Source organism: Candidatus Nomurabacteria bacterium, assembly GCA_023898465.1.
Lineage (GTDB): Bacteria > Patescibacteriota > Patescibacteriia > HK-STAS-PATE-3 > HK-STAS-PATE-3 > HK-STAS-PATE-3.
The window spans coordinates 136,105-152,000 of sequence record CP060223.1 but is presented as its reverse complement, the minus strand read 5'-3'; the positions used below and the strand labels follow the sequence as shown (position 1 = coordinate 152,000).

Below are 15,896 nucleotides of genomic sequence, written 5' to 3'. Positions count from 1 at the left end.
CTCATATTGTGGCGCCCGGGATCACAATTGGCCCCTGACGATGTATCTTCACTTCTCCGTTATGGCACTCCGCAATGGTTGAGGGCGGTACTTCTGCTAATACTCCTCCGTCTATCAGTACGACCGGGCTGTGGTTATTATTTACTAGCTCATGCAGCACCTCATCAGGATCATACTTTGGGCCCATGCCAGCCATATTTGCTGAAGTTGCCACAACTGGATGACCGAGTCGCAAGGCTAACTCACGAGCAAACGGCATATGTGGTACTCGAATGGCTACTTTTGGCAGGCCTAACGTGACTTCTTCTGGTAATCCACCTTTCCGGTCAAGTAAGAGGCTGAGCGGACCGGGCCAATGTTTCTTCGCCAGCAGCTCTTCATCAGGGTGTAAAATAGCCACCTGAGCAACTTGGGCACTATCAGCAGCAATTAATGGAAGTGGTTTTGCCTCGCTACGCTGTTTCACTTGTTGGACTGCCCGGACAGCCGCCGCATTTGTCGCATCTGCGCCAATAGCATAGGCAGTGTCAGTAGGATAGATAATAAGTTGTCCGTTTTTGAGCGCACGAACAGCAGTAGATAATGCTTCTGGGTCATGGATTAGCAAGCGTCGCATTATTTTTCCTTCTTATTACTGTCAGGCATAATTGGGAAAAAGGCCGTAAAAATACCAGCGGTAACAAAAGCGGCAATAAAGGGATCCACCATATTTGCTAATGCCGCGAGGAGAATAAGGAAAAATCCACCGAAAAGATTTGTTACTATTTCGTAGGAAGCAATAAAAGCTGCTTTATTTTCGCCATGTTCATAGGCGCTTTTATAAAAAAGTGCATTATAGGGTACATCAATGATCCGGCGAGAAACCCGACCATATGCGTCAAAGGCAAAAAGTTGCCAAGGTGTTTTGAGTAAAATTCGGGCAAGCCAGCCAAAGGAAGTAAAAATTGCCCCAAGAGTCAAAACCACTCGGCGACGTGGCGAATCAGTCAAATGTCCAATATATAAACCCATCAATAGCGTGAGTAAAAAGGCTACGGAATTAATAACACCTAAGTCAACAAAATTTGTAATGGCGAGAAAAAGAAAAACCGGCCACACAACAACGCTAATCTTTCCGCTAATGCCATCGCCTATAAAAACAAGATTCCGGCGCCAATGACGAAAAGAAAAAGCGTAGTGAAAAGTCTGTCGCCAGTGTAAGTGAAATGGCTCATGTACCTCTCGAGAAAAGAAAAGCGGAAGAACGGAAACTCCTAAACAAATAATGACAACGAGAAAAAGCACTGAGAAGCCGAACTCTGTAATAAGAAAGCCCCCGAGCAAAGGCCCAATGGCGTGCGCAATCATTGGTATAGCAAGGAGCATGCTCGTCTGCCGACCTCGGTGCTCTGGATTGGCAAATCGCGAAAAATCAATGTGAAAGGCCAACCAAAAAATCGCGTGATAAATCGCGATACTGAGTAATGCAGGAATAATTAACCAGGGCCAGCTAGGTAGAAAAAGTAATGAAACGAAAAACAGTATAATAAATGGATTGGCCAGGAGGATACTCTTTTTCACGCCAATCCGATTTACGAGCATGGCAGCAAAAGGAGTAAAAAGCGCGTGCAGCACATAATTCATGCCGTAGAATAAGAGCAATAAAGCTAGAGAAGATCCAAACCACTCGAAAAGATAAATGACCTCGAAGACTGACAAAAGCGCCAAGCCAAAGTGCTTGATTGTCACGCTGAGATAAATTTCGGTCACTTCTCGTCGAAGCGAATACTCTAAACTTTGCGTATGTGGAAAATGATGTGACATCAGGCGATCAGATTGAGAATTTTTCCTGCACGATAAATAACCTTCTTGGGCTGTCCCTTTTGAAGATAGCGTTGAATATTTTCTTCGGCTAAGGCTAGCTCCAGCGCTTCTGCTTCGCTTGCTTCTGGTGAAAGGCTTATGGAGGCGCGCACTTTGCCATTAATCTGCACACCGATCGTGACGGTCTCCGCTTGTAAAGCGTTTGGATCAAAGTTTGGCCATGATTGTTCGCGAATATCGCTCTTCTTTCCTAACTGCTCCCAGAGCTCTGAGGCAAGGTGCGGCGCAAATGGGAAAAGGATCACGAGAAACTTTTCTGCTGCTTCTTTATCGAGCCTACCCTGCTGCACTTCATCACGGAAGTGATTAAAATATTCCATCAAAGTGCTCACCGCGGTGTTGAAACGAAAAGCCTCGAGGTCTTCCCCAACCTTTTTCACAGCTTTGTGAATGTCCCTCTCTTCTGTTACTTGGGCCGTCTCTTCTGTAACTTTACGATAAAGTTCCCACACACGATTTAAGAAGCGATGCACACCCACGATACCCTTGGTTGACCACGGAATCATATCCTCAAATGGTCCCATAAATAACTCGTACATGCGCACGCTATCTGCACCGTACTCCTGCACATAATCATCCGGATTGACCACGTTCCCCCAACTCTTTGACATCTTGCGATTATCCTCAGCTAACACAATCCCATGCGAATGACGATGCTGGTATGGTTCTGGAGTTGGTACCAAGCCCTGATCAAATAAAAACTTATGCCAGAAACGCGAGTAGAGTAAATGGAGGGTGGTGTGCTCATTGCCACCATTGTAAATATCCACCGGCAGCCAATACTCTAGCTTTTTCTTATCAGCAAAGGCTTTACTATTGTGCGGATCCGAATAGCGCAGGAAATACCACGAGCTCCCGGCCCAATTCGGCATGGTGTCGGTTTCTCGACTCGCTTCGCCCTTACACTTCGGACATTTCACCTGCACCCAATCCTCGATCGCAGCTAATGGTGAAGCCCCAGTATTAGTGGGTTGGTATTTTTCTACATGAGGCAATTCCACTGGTAGGTCTTTCTCCGGCACTGGAACAGCTCCGCACTTAGGACAATGAATAATCGGAATCGGCTCGCCCCAGTAGTGCTGACGTGAAAATACCCAGTCGCGAAGTTTAAAATTGACTGCTGAATGACCGAGTCCTTTTTCTTCTAACCACCTTACAATGTTCTTTTTTGCGTCTTCGCTTTTTTCTCCATCAAAGTCCTGAGAATTTACTAGGACCCCCTCGCCAGAATATACAATATCTTTTTTCTCTCCTACACGATTAAAACCTCTTACTACTTCTCTTATTTGCAGGGAGTACTTTTTTGCAAACTCATTGTCTCGCTGATCATGCGCCGGCACAGCCATTATCGCTCCGGTGCCATAAGAACTCAGCACATAGTCAGCTACCCAAATCGGGATTACTTCACCATTTGCCGGATTTACTGCCTGAATACCTTTGAGCTCAACGCCACTTTTTTCTTTGGCCAACTCGGTCCGCTCCATATCGGATTTCTTGGCGGCCTCTCGCACATACTTTTGAACTTCATCCCAATTTGTAATGTGTGATTGATACTTGGCAAGGAGTTCATGTTCAGGGGCTACAACCATATACGTGACACCGAAGATGGTATCGGGTCGTGTGGTAAAGACCGTCAAGGTGCTCATATCGAAAACCTGCGGCACAATTTCATTGCGCACTGTGGCGAAGAAGCGATCAAAAGCGATCTCTGCGGGCATCTCTTCTCGATACGCATCAGTCACGGGGTCACGCAAAAATGCACCGACCGCATAGCCTTCCCATCGTGCTTTAGCCGGATTAGCCTTCAACATGTATTCGCGCTGAATACTCACAAAGCCCTGCACTCCCTTCTCATCGGCATAACCAATAGCATAATGAAAGGCTGTACGCGACTCACCATTTTTATCGATAAATTTTTTTATCCATTCTGCTAGTTCTTCATCTGTTGCTCGTCCAGATTTCGGATTTGCTAATTTGCGAATATGCGTAATGAAGCCATTATCCTCAGGCCATTTCTCTATCCAAAGAATATGATCCGTCGATATGGTTGGTAAACCTGTGGCTCGGTGATAAAAATCTGCTTTCATTTTTGCATTAGCACGAAAGTCATCGCCCTCTACTAAAGCCTGATCATCGACCTTACCAATATCACTTAAACTGATGAGGTGAATATTTGGGTAAGGGGCCAATGCTCGTCGAAGCATTTCCACCTTTGCCTGATTTTGCGTACCAACCAAAAGTGTGTTTGGCATGAGATGCGCTAATAGATAAGGCTCTTGCTTTGCGCAGAAATGCTCTTCATTTGCGGTCACCTTGTAGCACGGCACTTCGAGCGCTTTTGCTAAAGCCTCTCCAGCTCCCTCGGGCACGGCATCATCATGCACGTCATGTAGCACTTTTATAAAACCTGCTTTATCTCGAATCGCCTGGAAATCAAAATTCCATGTAAAGGTATCGCGGAATGGTCGATCGTGATCAGAAAAATCAGCCTGGGTAAATCCACCGGCCATAACCAAGCCAGCTACTTTTGTGGGAAGCTTTTCTATAACCTTCATGGCCACGACTGTACCAAGCGAATGACCAAACACGATGGTGTTTTCATCAAAGCGACAATGTTCAAGTACATAACTTACCTGTTCCTCTTCAGTCGGATGAGCGCTGTTTGGTAATTCAGGTACTTCCACCTCATAGCCCTTTGCGACCAACTCATCTTTTAGCCATGGGAAAAAGTTACCTTTAGCTGAGCCCTGAAAACCATGGAGAAGTACGAAGCGAGGTTTTTGCGACTCCTTACTAGCTATTTGAAAAGATATTTCAGCACCCTCGCTCTTACCTATCCAGTTTTTCTGCTGTGTTTTAATTTTTTCAACGTACTCAACTGTATCGAGATCACGTAGTAAGCGATCTGCATAGGCGGTGATTTTTAACATCCACTGCTTTTGCATTTTACGCGTTACTTCAGTGCCGCAGCGTTCGCATTTGCCATCAACCACTTCTTCATTGGCCAAACCGATTTTATCTTTTGGACACCAGTTAATAGGAATCTCTGCCTGATAGGCTAAGCCTGCCTTATAGAACTGCAAAAAAATCCACTGTGTCCATCGATAGTATTTTGGATCTGTTGTATCCACTTCTCGAGACCAATCAAATGAAAGGCCTAGCGCCTTAAGCTGGCGGCGAAAGGTGGCAATATTCTTATCAGTCGCAACACGTGGGTGTACGCCAGTCTTAATCGCATAATTCTCGGTGGGTAAACCAAAAGCATCCCAGCCGATGGGGTAAAGCACATTAAAACCCTTTAAGCGAGAATAACGCGCCAACACATCGAGAGCGGCATAGCTTCGCACATGCCCCACATGCAGTCCATCACCTGAGGGGTAAGGAAATTCAATGAGAAGATAGCGCTTTGGATCATGCGCAAAATCCTTAGCCTGATCTGGTTTTTTGTTCCAGTGCTCCTGCCATTTTGCTTCAATACTTGCTGGGTTGTATTCCCCTTCCGGTACAACGTTTTTCATACTCATACTAGGCTCAGTCTACCTGAAAATCCCCTGTTTTCGCAACTATATAGTACGGCTGCTAAACTTAGGAAAAAGGTCATACGATATACGATTGACAGTTATTGCCTAGACTGGTATAGTTCTTTGCGTTTTCCCGTAAGCTGTTCCCTTAATCCTTGCGCAGAAAAAAAACGGTTGCAAGCAAGTCGACACTGGATCGGCACATAGGCCCCGCGTGAGTTTACAGCTCAAATCGCAGGTACTCAAATTAGCTTTTGGCGTCTACCATCTCGTCCGCTATCTTTGGAAGTTGGTCGTGCTTATTGTTATCTACGGAATTTTTAAACCTCTGGCGTGGTTTTGGAATGCCACCTTTATGGTATTGGCAGTTCCAATCTATCGACAATATTTACGTGTAACCCAACGGCTTGAGAAATCTCTTGCCGGAAGTAAGTCCTCATGGTGGTATCCAATCACCACGCGCTATTTGCTTCACGTGGTCGTTATTGTCGTAATCTTCGGAGTACTTACTAATAATGTATTAGCTCGAGAAGCCGCTATTGAAGACTTTGCCAGTGGCACTTTAGTAAATACTATTCTGCATAATCAAGAAACTGACGAAGAATATGTCGAGTACGCGGTGGTGGCGCCGAATTCTGCACTGAGCTCAATCACCCGCGACGGAGCAATTGACCGCTATCATCGAAATACCGAGGAATCTGAACAGCAGCGTCAGCTCTTAGCTATCGCCCGAAATGAAGGAAGTGGTGAAGCGCTAGCCAAGGCAAATATCCCAAGCACCAGCGAATTAGGAGTGCCCCGCGACCAGGTCCGTGAATATGTCGTTGAGGGTGGCGATACTATCAGTATCATTGCCTCACAATTTTCTGTCAGCACCAACACGCTCCTCTGGGCAAATAACCTTAACGACTCCTCAGTCATTAAGCCTGGTCAAACATTAAAAATCCCTCCGGTCAGCGGTGTTGTCCACTCAGTACAAAGCGGCGATACCATTGCATCGCTCGCAAAGAAGTACGAAGCAAACGCTGATGATATCCTAGAGTTTAACCAATTGGCTGATGCAAGTGCTATTGAAGTTGGGCAGCAACTCATCATTCCGGGCGGTAAAATTGAACCTCCTCCAGCGCCTAAAACAACTGTTAGTTCCACTCAAGTTGCCAGCAGCGTCAGCAGTGGTCCTCGACCAGCCTCCGCCACCAACGTTGGTGCTGGAATGTTCTGGCCTACGGTCAGTCACAAAATTAACCAGGGTTATAGCGCACGTCACACCGGTATTGATATTCATACTCGCACCTCACCTATTTATGCATCAGATGGAGGACGAGTTGTCCGCACAAACTGGGGAACTGGCTACGGCAATAACATCATCATCGACCACGGTAATGGTCTGCAAACCCTCTATGCTCACCTAAGCAAGTCCTATGTCAGCGTAGGCCAAACAGTGAGCAAGGGCGAAACTATCGGCATTTCCGGTTGTACTGGCTGGTGTACTGGCGACCACCTGCACTTCGAAGTCTGGGTAAACGGCCGACGCACCAATCCGTTCAACTACTTCTAAGCTCTAAATAAGAAAATCGAATTCCTAAACAAATAGGAGTTTTGAATTTAGTGATTGTGTCATTAGTGCTTGTTTCGCATTTGTAAATTCTTATTTCTCATTTAATTTCCTCTATATTGCACCGCTTCTGCTACGTGTTCACTTTTTATTTCATCACTGCTGGCTAAATCTGCAATGGTGAGTGCTACTTTTAAGAGGCGGTAATAAGCCCGAGCTGATAGTTGGAAACGCTGTACCGCCGTTTCAAGTAAAGCGCGAGCATCTGCATCTACCTGCACGAGCTTTTCTAGCTGTCGGTTTCGAAGCTCACTGTTTGTTTGTACCTGCGTGCGCGCAGCCCGATGAAGCTGCCGTTTCCGGGCATTTATTACCCTCGAACGAATAATTGACGATGACTCACCTTTTTCAGTGTGGAGAAGCTCCTCAACTGGTAAGCGGGGAATAGTCACGTGCAAATCTATCCTATCGAGTAATGGGCCGGAAATTCTCTTGGCATATCGTACACGAGCACTAGGATGACAAGTACACGCACGCTCAGGATCACCGGCAAAACCGCAGGGACAAGGATTACGAGCTGCTAAGAAGATATGTGCAGCTGGATATTGTAAGGTCGCTGAAACACGTGCAATAGTAACTCGACCTTCTTCTAGGGGCTGTCGCAAAGTTTCTAAAACGGGTCGAGGAAATTCAGGCAACTCGTCAAGAAATAACACTCCCCGATGCGCTAAGGAAATCTCACCGGGCTTAGGAATCCTCCCTCCACCTACAATTGCTGCTGAGGAAGCCGTATGATGCGGTTGGCGAAATGGCCGGGTAATTTTGAGCGGCTCTTTTTCGTCGAGTAATCCGGCAACGCTATAGAGCTTGGTTACTTCCAGTGCTTCGGTAAATTCTAAGGGCGGGAGGATGCTCGGTAAAGCGCGGGCCAACATAGTTTTTCCAGACCCTGGTGGACCGGTGAAGAGCACATTGTGGCCGCCGGCTGCCGCGACCTCTAGGGCTCGTTTACCAAATTGCTGACCGCGTATTTCACTAAAGTCAACTGGGAAACTTTCTTCACTCCGAATCTGAGCAAAGTCGAGATGCTCGCGTAGTACCGGAAGCTCTTTTTGTCCACGAATATGTGCGACAATGTCTTGAAGTGTTGTAACCGGCCGGATAGCAAAACCGGAGATGATTGATGCCTCTCGGGCATTACAAGCTGGTAAAAACAATTCACGAATACCTGAGCGAGATATATGTTCAGCAATCGGTAAAGCGCCTCGTACTGAGCGGAGACTACCATCCAGCGCAAGCTCACCTATAAAGCACAACTCACCCTCAGGTGCTGGAATCTGACCTGAGGCTAAGAGAATAGCCAGAGCAATCGGTAAATCATAGGCCGGTCCTGCCTTACGCATATCAGCCGGCGCCAAATTCACAATCACATGATGATTGGGAAAATCAAAACCCGAGCTCAGTATTGCTGATCGGACTCGCTCACGAGCTTCCTGCACCGCGGCATCAGGCAAGCCCACAACTAAAAATTTCGGCAACCCTGCCGCAATATACGCTTCTACCTCAACCAACTCTGCGTCTAAACCATAGACCGCGGCGCTACGAATCCTCTGAAACATAATACGATGGCCTTTTTGCGCCACCGTCTTGTCTGTCTATACATTAACCTTAACTTGGCGAGGATGTCAACGCATCCCCTGACTTTTCCAACTACGTAGGATAATCACACCATACCAAATCACGCCGATAAAAATAAGGATATCGGCAATGTTAAATACCGGCCAATGTGCGACACCAACATAATCAAGCACGTGCTGATACTTGAGTCGATCCCAAAAATTGCTCATTCCTCCCAGAATAATCCACACACCAGCTGCCACAATCCCTGGATAACGATAGCGTATGCCATACACAAATAGTCCAATGACGAACAAGAGAACAACTGTGGTAATACCAATGATGAGCGGGTAAGCTAAATTAGTATCTGCAAAAAAATTTGGATTTGGATAATATCCAATACTTAACCAAGCATCAGGGTTTGGCCAAGTAAACCCATGCAGCACTAGGGCTTTAAAAAAACGATCAAGCACCAAAAGGCAAAGGCCTAGTACTATGCTAAACCGATGTGTGCTGCTAAAGAGACTTAAGCTTGATTGGCGCAGCTCAGACACGTTTGCGCGGTTGGATTTGCTAAGAGCCGTTCAGCTGCAATTTCTTTGCCGCAGCTCTGACACTTCCCATAGCTACCCTGCTCAATTTCGGTCAAGCTTTTTTCTATCGAAGCAAGCAATTCCTCCCGGTTTTCCTCCACCTGCATATTGGTCGCATAATCTGCTACCTCAGAGGCGTTTTCATCATCATGATCGCCATAGTCAGGGAAAGATGCGGTGCGACCATCTACCTCATCCGGAGTTGGCGAAGATTCTCGCTGTAACTCAGATTGTAGCTGCTCCTTTTGTTGCAATAATTTGGCTTTGATTTGTTCAAGAGTTGCGCTGTCCATATCGTTCCTTACCTTTAAAATCAATGATTGATATAAGTAGTATAGCAGAAAAAGCCTTACTTTACTAGTGAAAGTGCTGCTTTCGCTCGATTAGGTGGGAAGTATCTGCTATACTCCTACTGCTTCATTCCTTAGTTTTACCCTGTATGAGCTCAACCCCAACCCAAAGCGACCTTTTGATTATTGGCGGATCAGCCGCCGGCGTGACCGCGGCAGTCTATGCTGCTCGACGTTCTCTAAAATTCACTCATGTCAGTTTGGATATTGGCGGTGAGGTTTTTACTAGTGGCGAGATTGAAAACTATACCGGATTCCCTTCGACAGACGGATTCACTCTGACTGAACAATTTCGTAAACAGCTGCAGCATAACAATATTCCTGTACAAGAAGGCGTGACAGTGAAATCCATCCAAAAACAGGATAAAGGATTCCTAGTTGAAGCAGACACTCTACAGGGCCCAGCTCAGTGGCAAGTCAAAGCAATTATTATTGCCACAGGAGCTCATCCACGGCATCTCGGTGTGGCAGGTGAAACTGAACTGCGCGGCAAAGGGGTAACCTATTGCACCACCTGCGATGGCCCACTGTTTAAAGGTAAGCGCGTCGTAACTATTGGCGGCGGCAACTCAGCCCTTGAGTCAGGACTGATGATGAGCGAACTAGCCAGTCAGGTTACTGTTATTAATAAGAACGACCACTTTAAAGGTGAGCAAGTCCTCATTGATAAGCTTAGTAAATGTCAAAATGTAGATATTCGCTATAACGCACTTACTCAGGCAATTGAAGGTGACGCTCAGGTAAAAAGTGTACGCTATACAGACAGTGCAAGTGGTGAGGAAAAAACCGTTGAGGCTGATGGCGTCTTTATTCACATCGGCACTATTCCTAATGCTGACTTTATCCAGGATATTGAGAAAAATAAGGCCGGAGAGATTATCACCGACATGGCTGCGAAAACAAGCGTGCCTGGCATTTTTGCTGCTGGTGATGTAACAAATACTCCGTACAAGCAAATCGGCGTGGCAGTTGGTCAAGGAGTTGCCGCCGCCCTCTCAGCCGTGAGTTACCTCAACAATCTTTCTCACGAATAAGTATGACCGGTAAAACGCACTTCTTAGCTGGCGCGAATGCAGCGGCCTGGACTTTTGCTGCAAGCCTTCCTGGCCAGGAGGTCGCTCTCATTACGCTGATAGGAGGGGTGGCCGCACTCCTGCCTGATCTCGATGCCTCGAATTCAATGCTCCAACAAAGCAGTATTCAGCTTGGTCGACGAGGACCACGTCTGCCACTTTTGCGACCTCTTGGAATGCTCCTCCATGCGCTTTTTGGTCATCGTGGCCTACTGCATTCACTTCTCGCCCTCGGCATAGTTATCGCGCTGACAAGCCTCTGGCAGCCACCCATTGCTATCATCATTGCGGTTGCCATAGGATATGCAAGCCACCTACTTCTTGATGGAGTTACGCCATCAGGCATTCCACTTTTTTATCCATGGAAGTTACGGGTGCGTCCACCAAAAATGCTGCGGATTCGTACTGGTGGGTTCATTGATCAATTGCTTTTTGTAAGTCTGAGTCTAGGTTTAGTATTACTCGCTCTACGCATTCTTCCCAAAGTTTGATACGAAAAACGCCCCGGATGACCGAGGCGTTTTTTTGATTAGCTTATTCTTCTACTGTCGTGCGTGTGATGCTGGGGAACATATCTTCATCTATCTTCCGAGGGGTAAAACTGCCCGAGGCATACGCTTTTGTTTTTCCCTGTTGTGTGAGCACCTTGTAGGTATATTGCTCATTAGGCAATAATCCAGAAAGTGTTGTGGTGAAGACGCCCTCACTCGCTTCCTCAAGGGTAACAGTAACGTTTGGTGTTTTCTTTGAGTTATACGTCAGCTGGACTAAATCCGCATTTGGCGATTCCACGGTGACATCGATGGTCCCATCATCTCGTAAAACATGAATAACATCTTTCAAAGATAAGGAATTCTGCAGCGTGCGGAAGTTGTAATCGTTTGAATACACTGTCGCGCCGTTTTGACCCGTTGCCTTTATTCGATAGTGATAGAGCGTGCCTTGAGTGAGGCGATTAATATTGACGGAGTAAGTACCATCAACCCGTGAGCGCTTCAAAACCAGTTCATTGCCATACTGGGTGGTCTTACCGTACTGCACAACAACTGATTGTGCGTCCTGCACCTTAGCGCTAATTAAAGCTCGGGTGCTCCAGACACGGTCGGTCTGCACATTTTGGATTAATGGAGCTTCTGTACGAATGAGGATAACTGCTTCGTTATCACGCAAAGTAACTTGACTCACTTCATCTCCTACACTTCCATCTGCCCGTAAGACTCGATATGGCTGATCAAGCTCATGCGTGGTCGCGGTTGCATCTCCCCAAGCATCCTCACGAGCCTGACGCATTTTGGTAAGCACCAATGCATTCTCGTATTGTCGAGCATAAATCGAATAGGTATGTCCTGAATTTCCCGGATCAGCTCCGGTCGCCCATTCATAGAATTCACTGGTGTTTTGATTGCCAAAGACATCTCGAATACCAGCTGGGTTCTGAGCAGGTTGGCCAATGTCGTAAGCTAACTGTGGTAACCAGGCCCAATTTTGTAGATGCTCATCTGAATTATGAGCTGGCACATCAAGTCGATATGACACTACCGAGCGATCAGGTGTTTGGACGAGATACGCTAAGCCGAGTAAGAAGGTGTTTGTTCGATCGCTAGCCTGATCACCCAGGGCAACCAATTCGAGTCCAGTTTGTTTCTGGTTTGATAGCGCAATGGTATCTTTGAGATACTTCAAATGCACATCTCGACTTGGCCCTGAGGTAAGTGGATAAGTATCATTATATTGCATCCACACTTCCCAGAAAAACTCGCTGTTTGACTCGCTGGCAAGTAAAGCGTCTCGGTAGTCATTGTTTTCAATGTTGCCGTGATCATAGGTCCAATATCCAGCTACCGTGTTACAAGGAATCCAATCAATTGATCCATACTGATCGGCATATTCCTCGTTATAGCGATCCAAAACCTTATCCATGATAGCGATTGAATCACCTACAAAAGGATGGCGAAAATTATCTGAATCATCTATGTCGGCATACTCAGCAGTGCGACTCAGGTGATTCTCGCTTTGTACAGATGCTCCAGCACACCAATCAAAGAAAGTGCCATCAATTCCGTACCAACTTTGTCGCAAAGCAAGCATGTCAGCTTGAAAAACAGGCAGACCTTCATAGTTTGGATTTGGCACATACCAACCCCGGGCAAACTCACCAGAATCTGGCACTCGACTCTCTTCACGTGTAGTTGCCGTTGCGGCTGGCTCACAATTTGGTGAGCACTCCTCTCGCCAACCCTTTACGAGAATCTGATTTCCACTAGGTCCAACCAAGGTATCTTGGGTGTAGTGCAAGAAAAATTCTTCCTCATCATATTCAGGATGATCTGCCAGCCAAGTTTCTAATTCCGGCACGCTGTTAATAGCTCGTACGCTGCGCATAAAGGCCAGATTGATGTTTGGATTAACCTGACGTAAATAATTTGCATAAGTACCGACTTGACCAACATAATAGTCAAAGTGCGTGGCTAAGAAATTTGCCTCTGTTGTGCTATTTACAGGCCGATGATTGAAGTGAATCGCCGTTCTCACATGTGGCCAAAGGCTTGATGCGCGATGTTGCTCGTTCACCTTATTGCCAAATGAAGTAGCTTCCTTTGAGAATCCCTGGCTAAAGAAGAAAAAGGCAAACATACCAACGCTAAGTGCTCCACCTATCAACAACAAACCAAATGCGGTATCAACTCGAGTGCGAGTCTTTACTCCAACCTCCTCCGTGCGTGATCCTTTTGTACTTGGCATAGATTTTTTTAATGATTTATTTGGCATAAAAAATTACTATCACAGAACGAAAACCCCACCATTTGGTGAGTTCGGAAGTTTTGATTGTTAGCTGCAAATCCCCCGCATATTTTTATTTCACATAAAGTATACCACAAAAATTCCTTTGTATCAAGTTTATTCTACATAACCAAAATCCCCTCGCGGGGATCTTGATCAGAAACTATCTTGTTGAAATTACAGAATTGCTTCTTTGGCTGCCTTGGCAACACGGAACTTCACCACGGTCTTGGCCGGGATCTGGATCGTTTCGCCAGTAGCAGGGTTACGACCGGAACGAGCAGCACGGTGCTTCTTCACCAGCTTACCAAGACCTGGGAGGGTAAACTCGCCATTTCGCTTGGTCTCGTCATAGGCCATCTGGGCCAGCATGTCGAGAAACTCGCCAACATCCTTCTTTGACATGTTGCTCTTTTCAGCCAACATGGTGAGGAGTTGAGATTTGGTCATTTTTGCCATAGCATCTCCTTAAATTAATTATCGAAAGTTCTTGAGATAGTATAACCGAAAAGTTAATTTCCGCCAATGTTTATAGGGGTAAAATCATCCACAGCCCCTCTACGGTACGAAACTTTGTCAAGAGAGTGCAAAAATAAAAGAGCAAAATGGAAAAGACGCCAAAAAAATTCTGCTAGGATTAGCGAAAAGCAATCCCGAAGGATTGCTTTTACCTGAGGTGGACTAACTTGGTAAGCGTGCGATTGTAGCAAGCATCAGACCAAAGCCTGTGCCCTGCCTCCGACGAGAAAAGTACAAACCCGGCCGACAGTAGGTGCAATGAGGATGAACCTCGATGTGACGCGCAATGACTCCTACCTCACCGAGCTGCATACGAGCAACCCTGGTAAGATCCAGTCTTGTTTCGAGTCCCCGCTGTTCCAAAGCTAGTGAATAGCGTGCCCGAAATCGTCTCGCCACTTCCTCGCCTACTTGATAGTGGCAGGATCGGATACTCGGACCAATTGCTGCGAATACATCCTCTGGGTGCACTCGGAAGCTTTGCTGCATTCGTTCAATCCCCTGCCTCAGCACACCTTGCTCCAAGCCGCGCCACCCGGCATGGAGGAGTCCAATCGCCTCGGTCCTTGGGTCATACAAATAAACTGGCAAACAATCAGCTACGGTCAGACCCAGGACTAGACCTGCTTCGTTCGTTACTAAACCGTCCACGTCTGGAACAGTTTGACCAGCGTCTGTCCCGCGGACTGCAATCACATTCGTGCCATGATCAAGTCCAGCGTAGACAGCCTGATCAGACCTAAAGCCCTCGGACTCCAAAAAAATCCTACGGCGTTCTAGGCCGTTTCCATCGGACGCTTGCGCCCGCATGTCCCCATCCTCAGGTTGAGAAAGGGCGATCAAGATATTACGAGAAAACATGCTATGCCCCTTAATATTGTGTACAGCCATTCTGAAGACGGACTACTTGCATAGTACGTAGAGAGGATAAAATTGTCCAGTCTTATCTAGCGAGAAAAATTCAGCTCAGGATACACTTGGATCTCGTGAAAGTTTTTCATTGGCAGCCAATCGATTGCTTCAATTTGAACAGATAGACCCTGAACAGCATTCCATTGCTGAGGGGATAAAATTCGCTCCACATAGCGACTATCATGTTTTTCAAGCACACCAACTCCGGTCCAGAATTTAGTCACGGAACTTGCACTTGTGCCAACTGGAATTGATCCTGAAGGCAAAGGCGTAGCACTCAAGTCAAGTTTACCTGACCCGCGTAATGCTTCGTTCACTCTTGATAAAGCACAATACCCATCATGAACCAATGGTCCACGAAAAATCTTTTCTTCTCTTTCACTTTCACCCAACTTGGTCCAATCCTCTGCTCCAGACCACTGTATATTTAATTCTGAAGTTGTTCTCTTAATTCTTTTTCTATCCTCAGTCCATTCTTCGTGATATTTTCTTTCTGTATTTAGGATACATTGCTCTAATTCTTGCTCGTATTCGTTTTGATCTGGATAAAGTTCAGAATAGTCATGAAGCTCTACAACAATATTTGAGGGAAGGTACTTTCTAAAAAAGGAAAGCAATCGATTAAATTCCTCTCTATATTTTATACACTCTTTAATGGGTATATTGCTTTGCTGCAGCATAATTGAAGCATGAGCAACCCAAAATTTGAAAGTCACACCGGGAGAATAAGCCGCCGCGATTGGAGAAATAAATTGTAGAAAATATGCGATAGTAAAAAACTCAGCCCAGTTTGGTTCAGGCGAGCCGGGTAAGCTCCATAATTTATATCCACCAAAAAACCAAGTTGGCTCTATTGGAATATTTTTTTCTACACAATAGCGAATCTGTTCACGAATCTCTTTTTGGTAACTTTCTTGAATTCTCCACTTCCGAAATTTCTTGGAAGTAAGCTTGGCGTACAAGAACTCTTCCATGCCTTTTTCTTTGAGTAGAACATGGTCTGACGCGGTCAACTCGTAGTGACCACAACTTTCGAGTCTATGTTGTAAATACTGACTCGGACTAAAATGTGACATACGACTGCAATAAGAAAGTTCTCCTAGTGCATACTA

General features: G+C 46.1%; 13 protein-coding genes. 3 read left to right on the top strand and 10 right to left on the bottom strand.

The features are described 5' to 3' along the window. Position 1: 1 nt before the first annotated feature. Genes H6760_00660 through H6760_00650 form a run of 3 tightly spaced genes read right to left on the bottom strand, consistent with a single transcriptional unit; the run spans position 2 to position 5,387 of the window. Positions 2 to 616: a threonylcarbamoyl-AMP synthase gene (locus H6760_00660; GenBank protein ID USN53669.1), complete on the bottom strand. Its 615-nt coding sequence runs from the start codon at positions 614 to 616 to the stop codon at positions 2 to 4. After that, complete coding sequence (locus tag H6760_00655; protein USN53668.1) at positions 616 to 1,803, bottom strand: MFS transporter; 1,188 nt, start codon at positions 1,801 to 1,803, stop codon at positions 616 to 618. The genes H6760_00660 and H6760_00655 overlap by 1 nt, the downstream gene beginning before the upstream one ends. Then, positions 1,803 to 5,387 carry a leucine--tRNA ligase gene (locus tag H6760_00650; protein USN53667.1) on the bottom strand — a complete coding sequence of 1,195 codons (3,585 nt, stop codon included), beginning with the start codon at positions 5,385 to 5,387 and terminating at the stop codon, positions 1,803 to 1,805. The genes H6760_00655 and H6760_00650 overlap by 1 nt, the downstream gene beginning before the upstream one ends. A 211-nt stretch (positions 5,388 to 5,598) precedes the next feature. Here H6760_00650 and H6760_00645 point away from each other — a divergent pair, with 211 nt between their 5' ends. Beyond that, the gene (locus H6760_00645) at positions 5,599 to 6,942 is read left to right on the top strand and encodes a M23 family metallopeptidase (protein ID USN53666.1); all 1,344 of its coding nucleotides are present in this window, start codon (positions 5,599 to 5,601) and stop codon (positions 6,940 to 6,942) included. 101 nt (positions 6,943 to 7,043) lie between these two features. On the opposite strand, the gene H6760_00640 is transcribed toward H6760_00645, so the two are convergent. The 3 genes from H6760_00640 to H6760_00630 form a co-directional block, all read right to left on the bottom strand. Further along, positions 7,044 to 8,558, bottom strand: a complete 1,515-nt coding sequence (locus H6760_00640) for a YifB family Mg chelatase-like AAA ATPase (protein USN53665.1) — start codon at positions 8,556 to 8,558, stop codon at positions 7,044 to 7,046. 66 nt (positions 8,559 to 8,624) lie between these two features. Further along, positions 8,625 to 9,029 (bottom strand): signal peptidase II, encoded by a 405-nt coding sequence (locus H6760_00635; protein ID USN53664.1) that lies wholly within the window; start codon positions 9,027 to 9,029, stop codon positions 8,625 to 8,627. 53 nt (positions 9,030 to 9,082) lie between these two features. Next, positions 9,083 to 9,442, bottom strand: coding sequence for a TraR/DksA C4-type zinc finger protein (locus H6760_00630; GenBank protein ID USN53663.1), 360 nt, complete (start codon positions 9,440 to 9,442; stop codon positions 9,083 to 9,085). Between the two features lie 146 nt (positions 9,443 to 9,588). Between H6760_00630 and H6760_00625 the strand changes: the two genes are divergently transcribed. Next, positions 9,589 to 10,533 carry an FAD-dependent oxidoreductase gene (locus tag H6760_00625; GenBank protein USN53662.1) on the top strand — a complete coding sequence of 315 codons (945 nt, stop codon included), beginning with the start codon at positions 9,589 to 9,591 and terminating at the stop codon, positions 10,531 to 10,533. 2 nt (positions 10,534 to 10,535) lie between these two features. Next, a complete protein-coding gene (locus H6760_00620) occupies positions 10,536 to 11,063 on the top strand; it encodes a metal-dependent hydrolase (protein USN53661.1) in 528 nt (175 codons plus the stop codon). A 43-nt stretch (positions 11,064 to 11,106) separates the two neighbouring features. Here H6760_00620 and H6760_00615 read toward each other — a convergent pair whose 3' ends face one another. From H6760_00615 to H6760_00600, 4 genes are all read right to left on the bottom strand, one after another. Then, positions 11,107 to 13,341: a hypothetical protein gene (locus H6760_00615; protein USN53660.1), complete on the bottom strand. Its 2,235-nt coding sequence runs from the start codon at positions 13,339 to 13,341 to the stop codon at positions 11,107 to 11,109. Between the two features lie 189 nt (positions 13,342 to 13,530). Next, positions 13,531 to 13,812, bottom strand: a complete 282-nt coding sequence (locus H6760_00610) for an HU family DNA-binding protein (GenBank protein USN53659.1) — start codon at positions 13,810 to 13,812, stop codon at positions 13,531 to 13,533. Positions 13,813 to 14,034: 222 nt separating this feature from the next. Beyond that, the gene (gene pgeF, locus H6760_00605; protein ID USN53658.1) at positions 14,035 to 14,733 is read right to left on the bottom strand and encodes a peptidoglycan editing factor PgeF; all 699 of its coding nucleotides are present in this window, start codon (positions 14,731 to 14,733) and stop codon (positions 14,035 to 14,037) included. Between the two features lie 86 nt (positions 14,734 to 14,819). Then, positions 14,820 to 15,860 carry a hypothetical protein gene (locus H6760_00600; GenBank protein USN53657.1) on the bottom strand — a complete coding sequence of 347 codons (1,041 nt, stop codon included), beginning with the start codon at positions 15,858 to 15,860 and terminating at the stop codon, positions 14,820 to 14,822. Positions 15,861 to 15,896: the final 36 nt, after the last annotated feature.

Bases quoted from the DNA above. Each gene is read 5' to 3' on its own strand.
- H6760_00655 (USN53668.1), bottom strand. From the start codon at position 1,803: ATGTCACATCATTTTCCACATACGCAAAGTTTAGAGTATTCGCTTCGA.
- pgeF (USN53658.1), bottom strand. From the start codon at position 14,733: ATGTTTTCTCGTAATATCTTGATCGCCCTTTCTCAACCTGAGGATGGG.
- H6760_00640 (USN53665.1), bottom strand. From the start codon at position 8,558: ATGTTTCAGAGGATTCGTAGCGCCGCGGTCTATGGTTTAGACGCAGAG.
- H6760_00650 (USN53667.1), bottom strand. From the start codon at position 5,387: ATGAGTATGAAAAACGTTGTACCGGAAGGGGAATACAACCCAGCAAGT.
- H6760_00660 (USN53669.1), bottom strand. From the start codon at position 616: ATGCGACGCTTGCTAATCCATGACCCAGAAGCATTATCTACTGCTGTT.
- H6760_00600 (USN53657.1), bottom strand. From the start codon at position 15,860: ATGTCACATTTTAGTCCGAGTCAGTATTTACAACATAGACTCGAAAGT.
- H6760_00610 (USN53659.1), bottom strand. From the start codon at position 13,812: ATGGCAAAAATGACCAAATCTCAACTCCTCACCATGTTGGCTGAAAAG.
- H6760_00620 (USN53661.1), top strand. From the start codon at position 10,536: ATGACCGGTAAAACGCACTTCTTAGCTGGCGCGAATGCAGCGGCCTGG.
- H6760_00615 (USN53660.1), bottom strand. From the start codon at position 13,341: ATGCCAAATAAATCATTAAAAAAATCTATGCCAAGTACAAAAGGATCA.
- H6760_00625 (USN53662.1), top strand. From the start codon at position 9,589: ATGAGCTCAACCCCAACCCAAAGCGACCTTTTGATTATTGGCGGATCA.
- H6760_00630 (USN53663.1), bottom strand. From the start codon at position 9,442: ATGGACAGCGCAACTCTTGAACAAATCAAAGCCAAATTATTGCAACAA.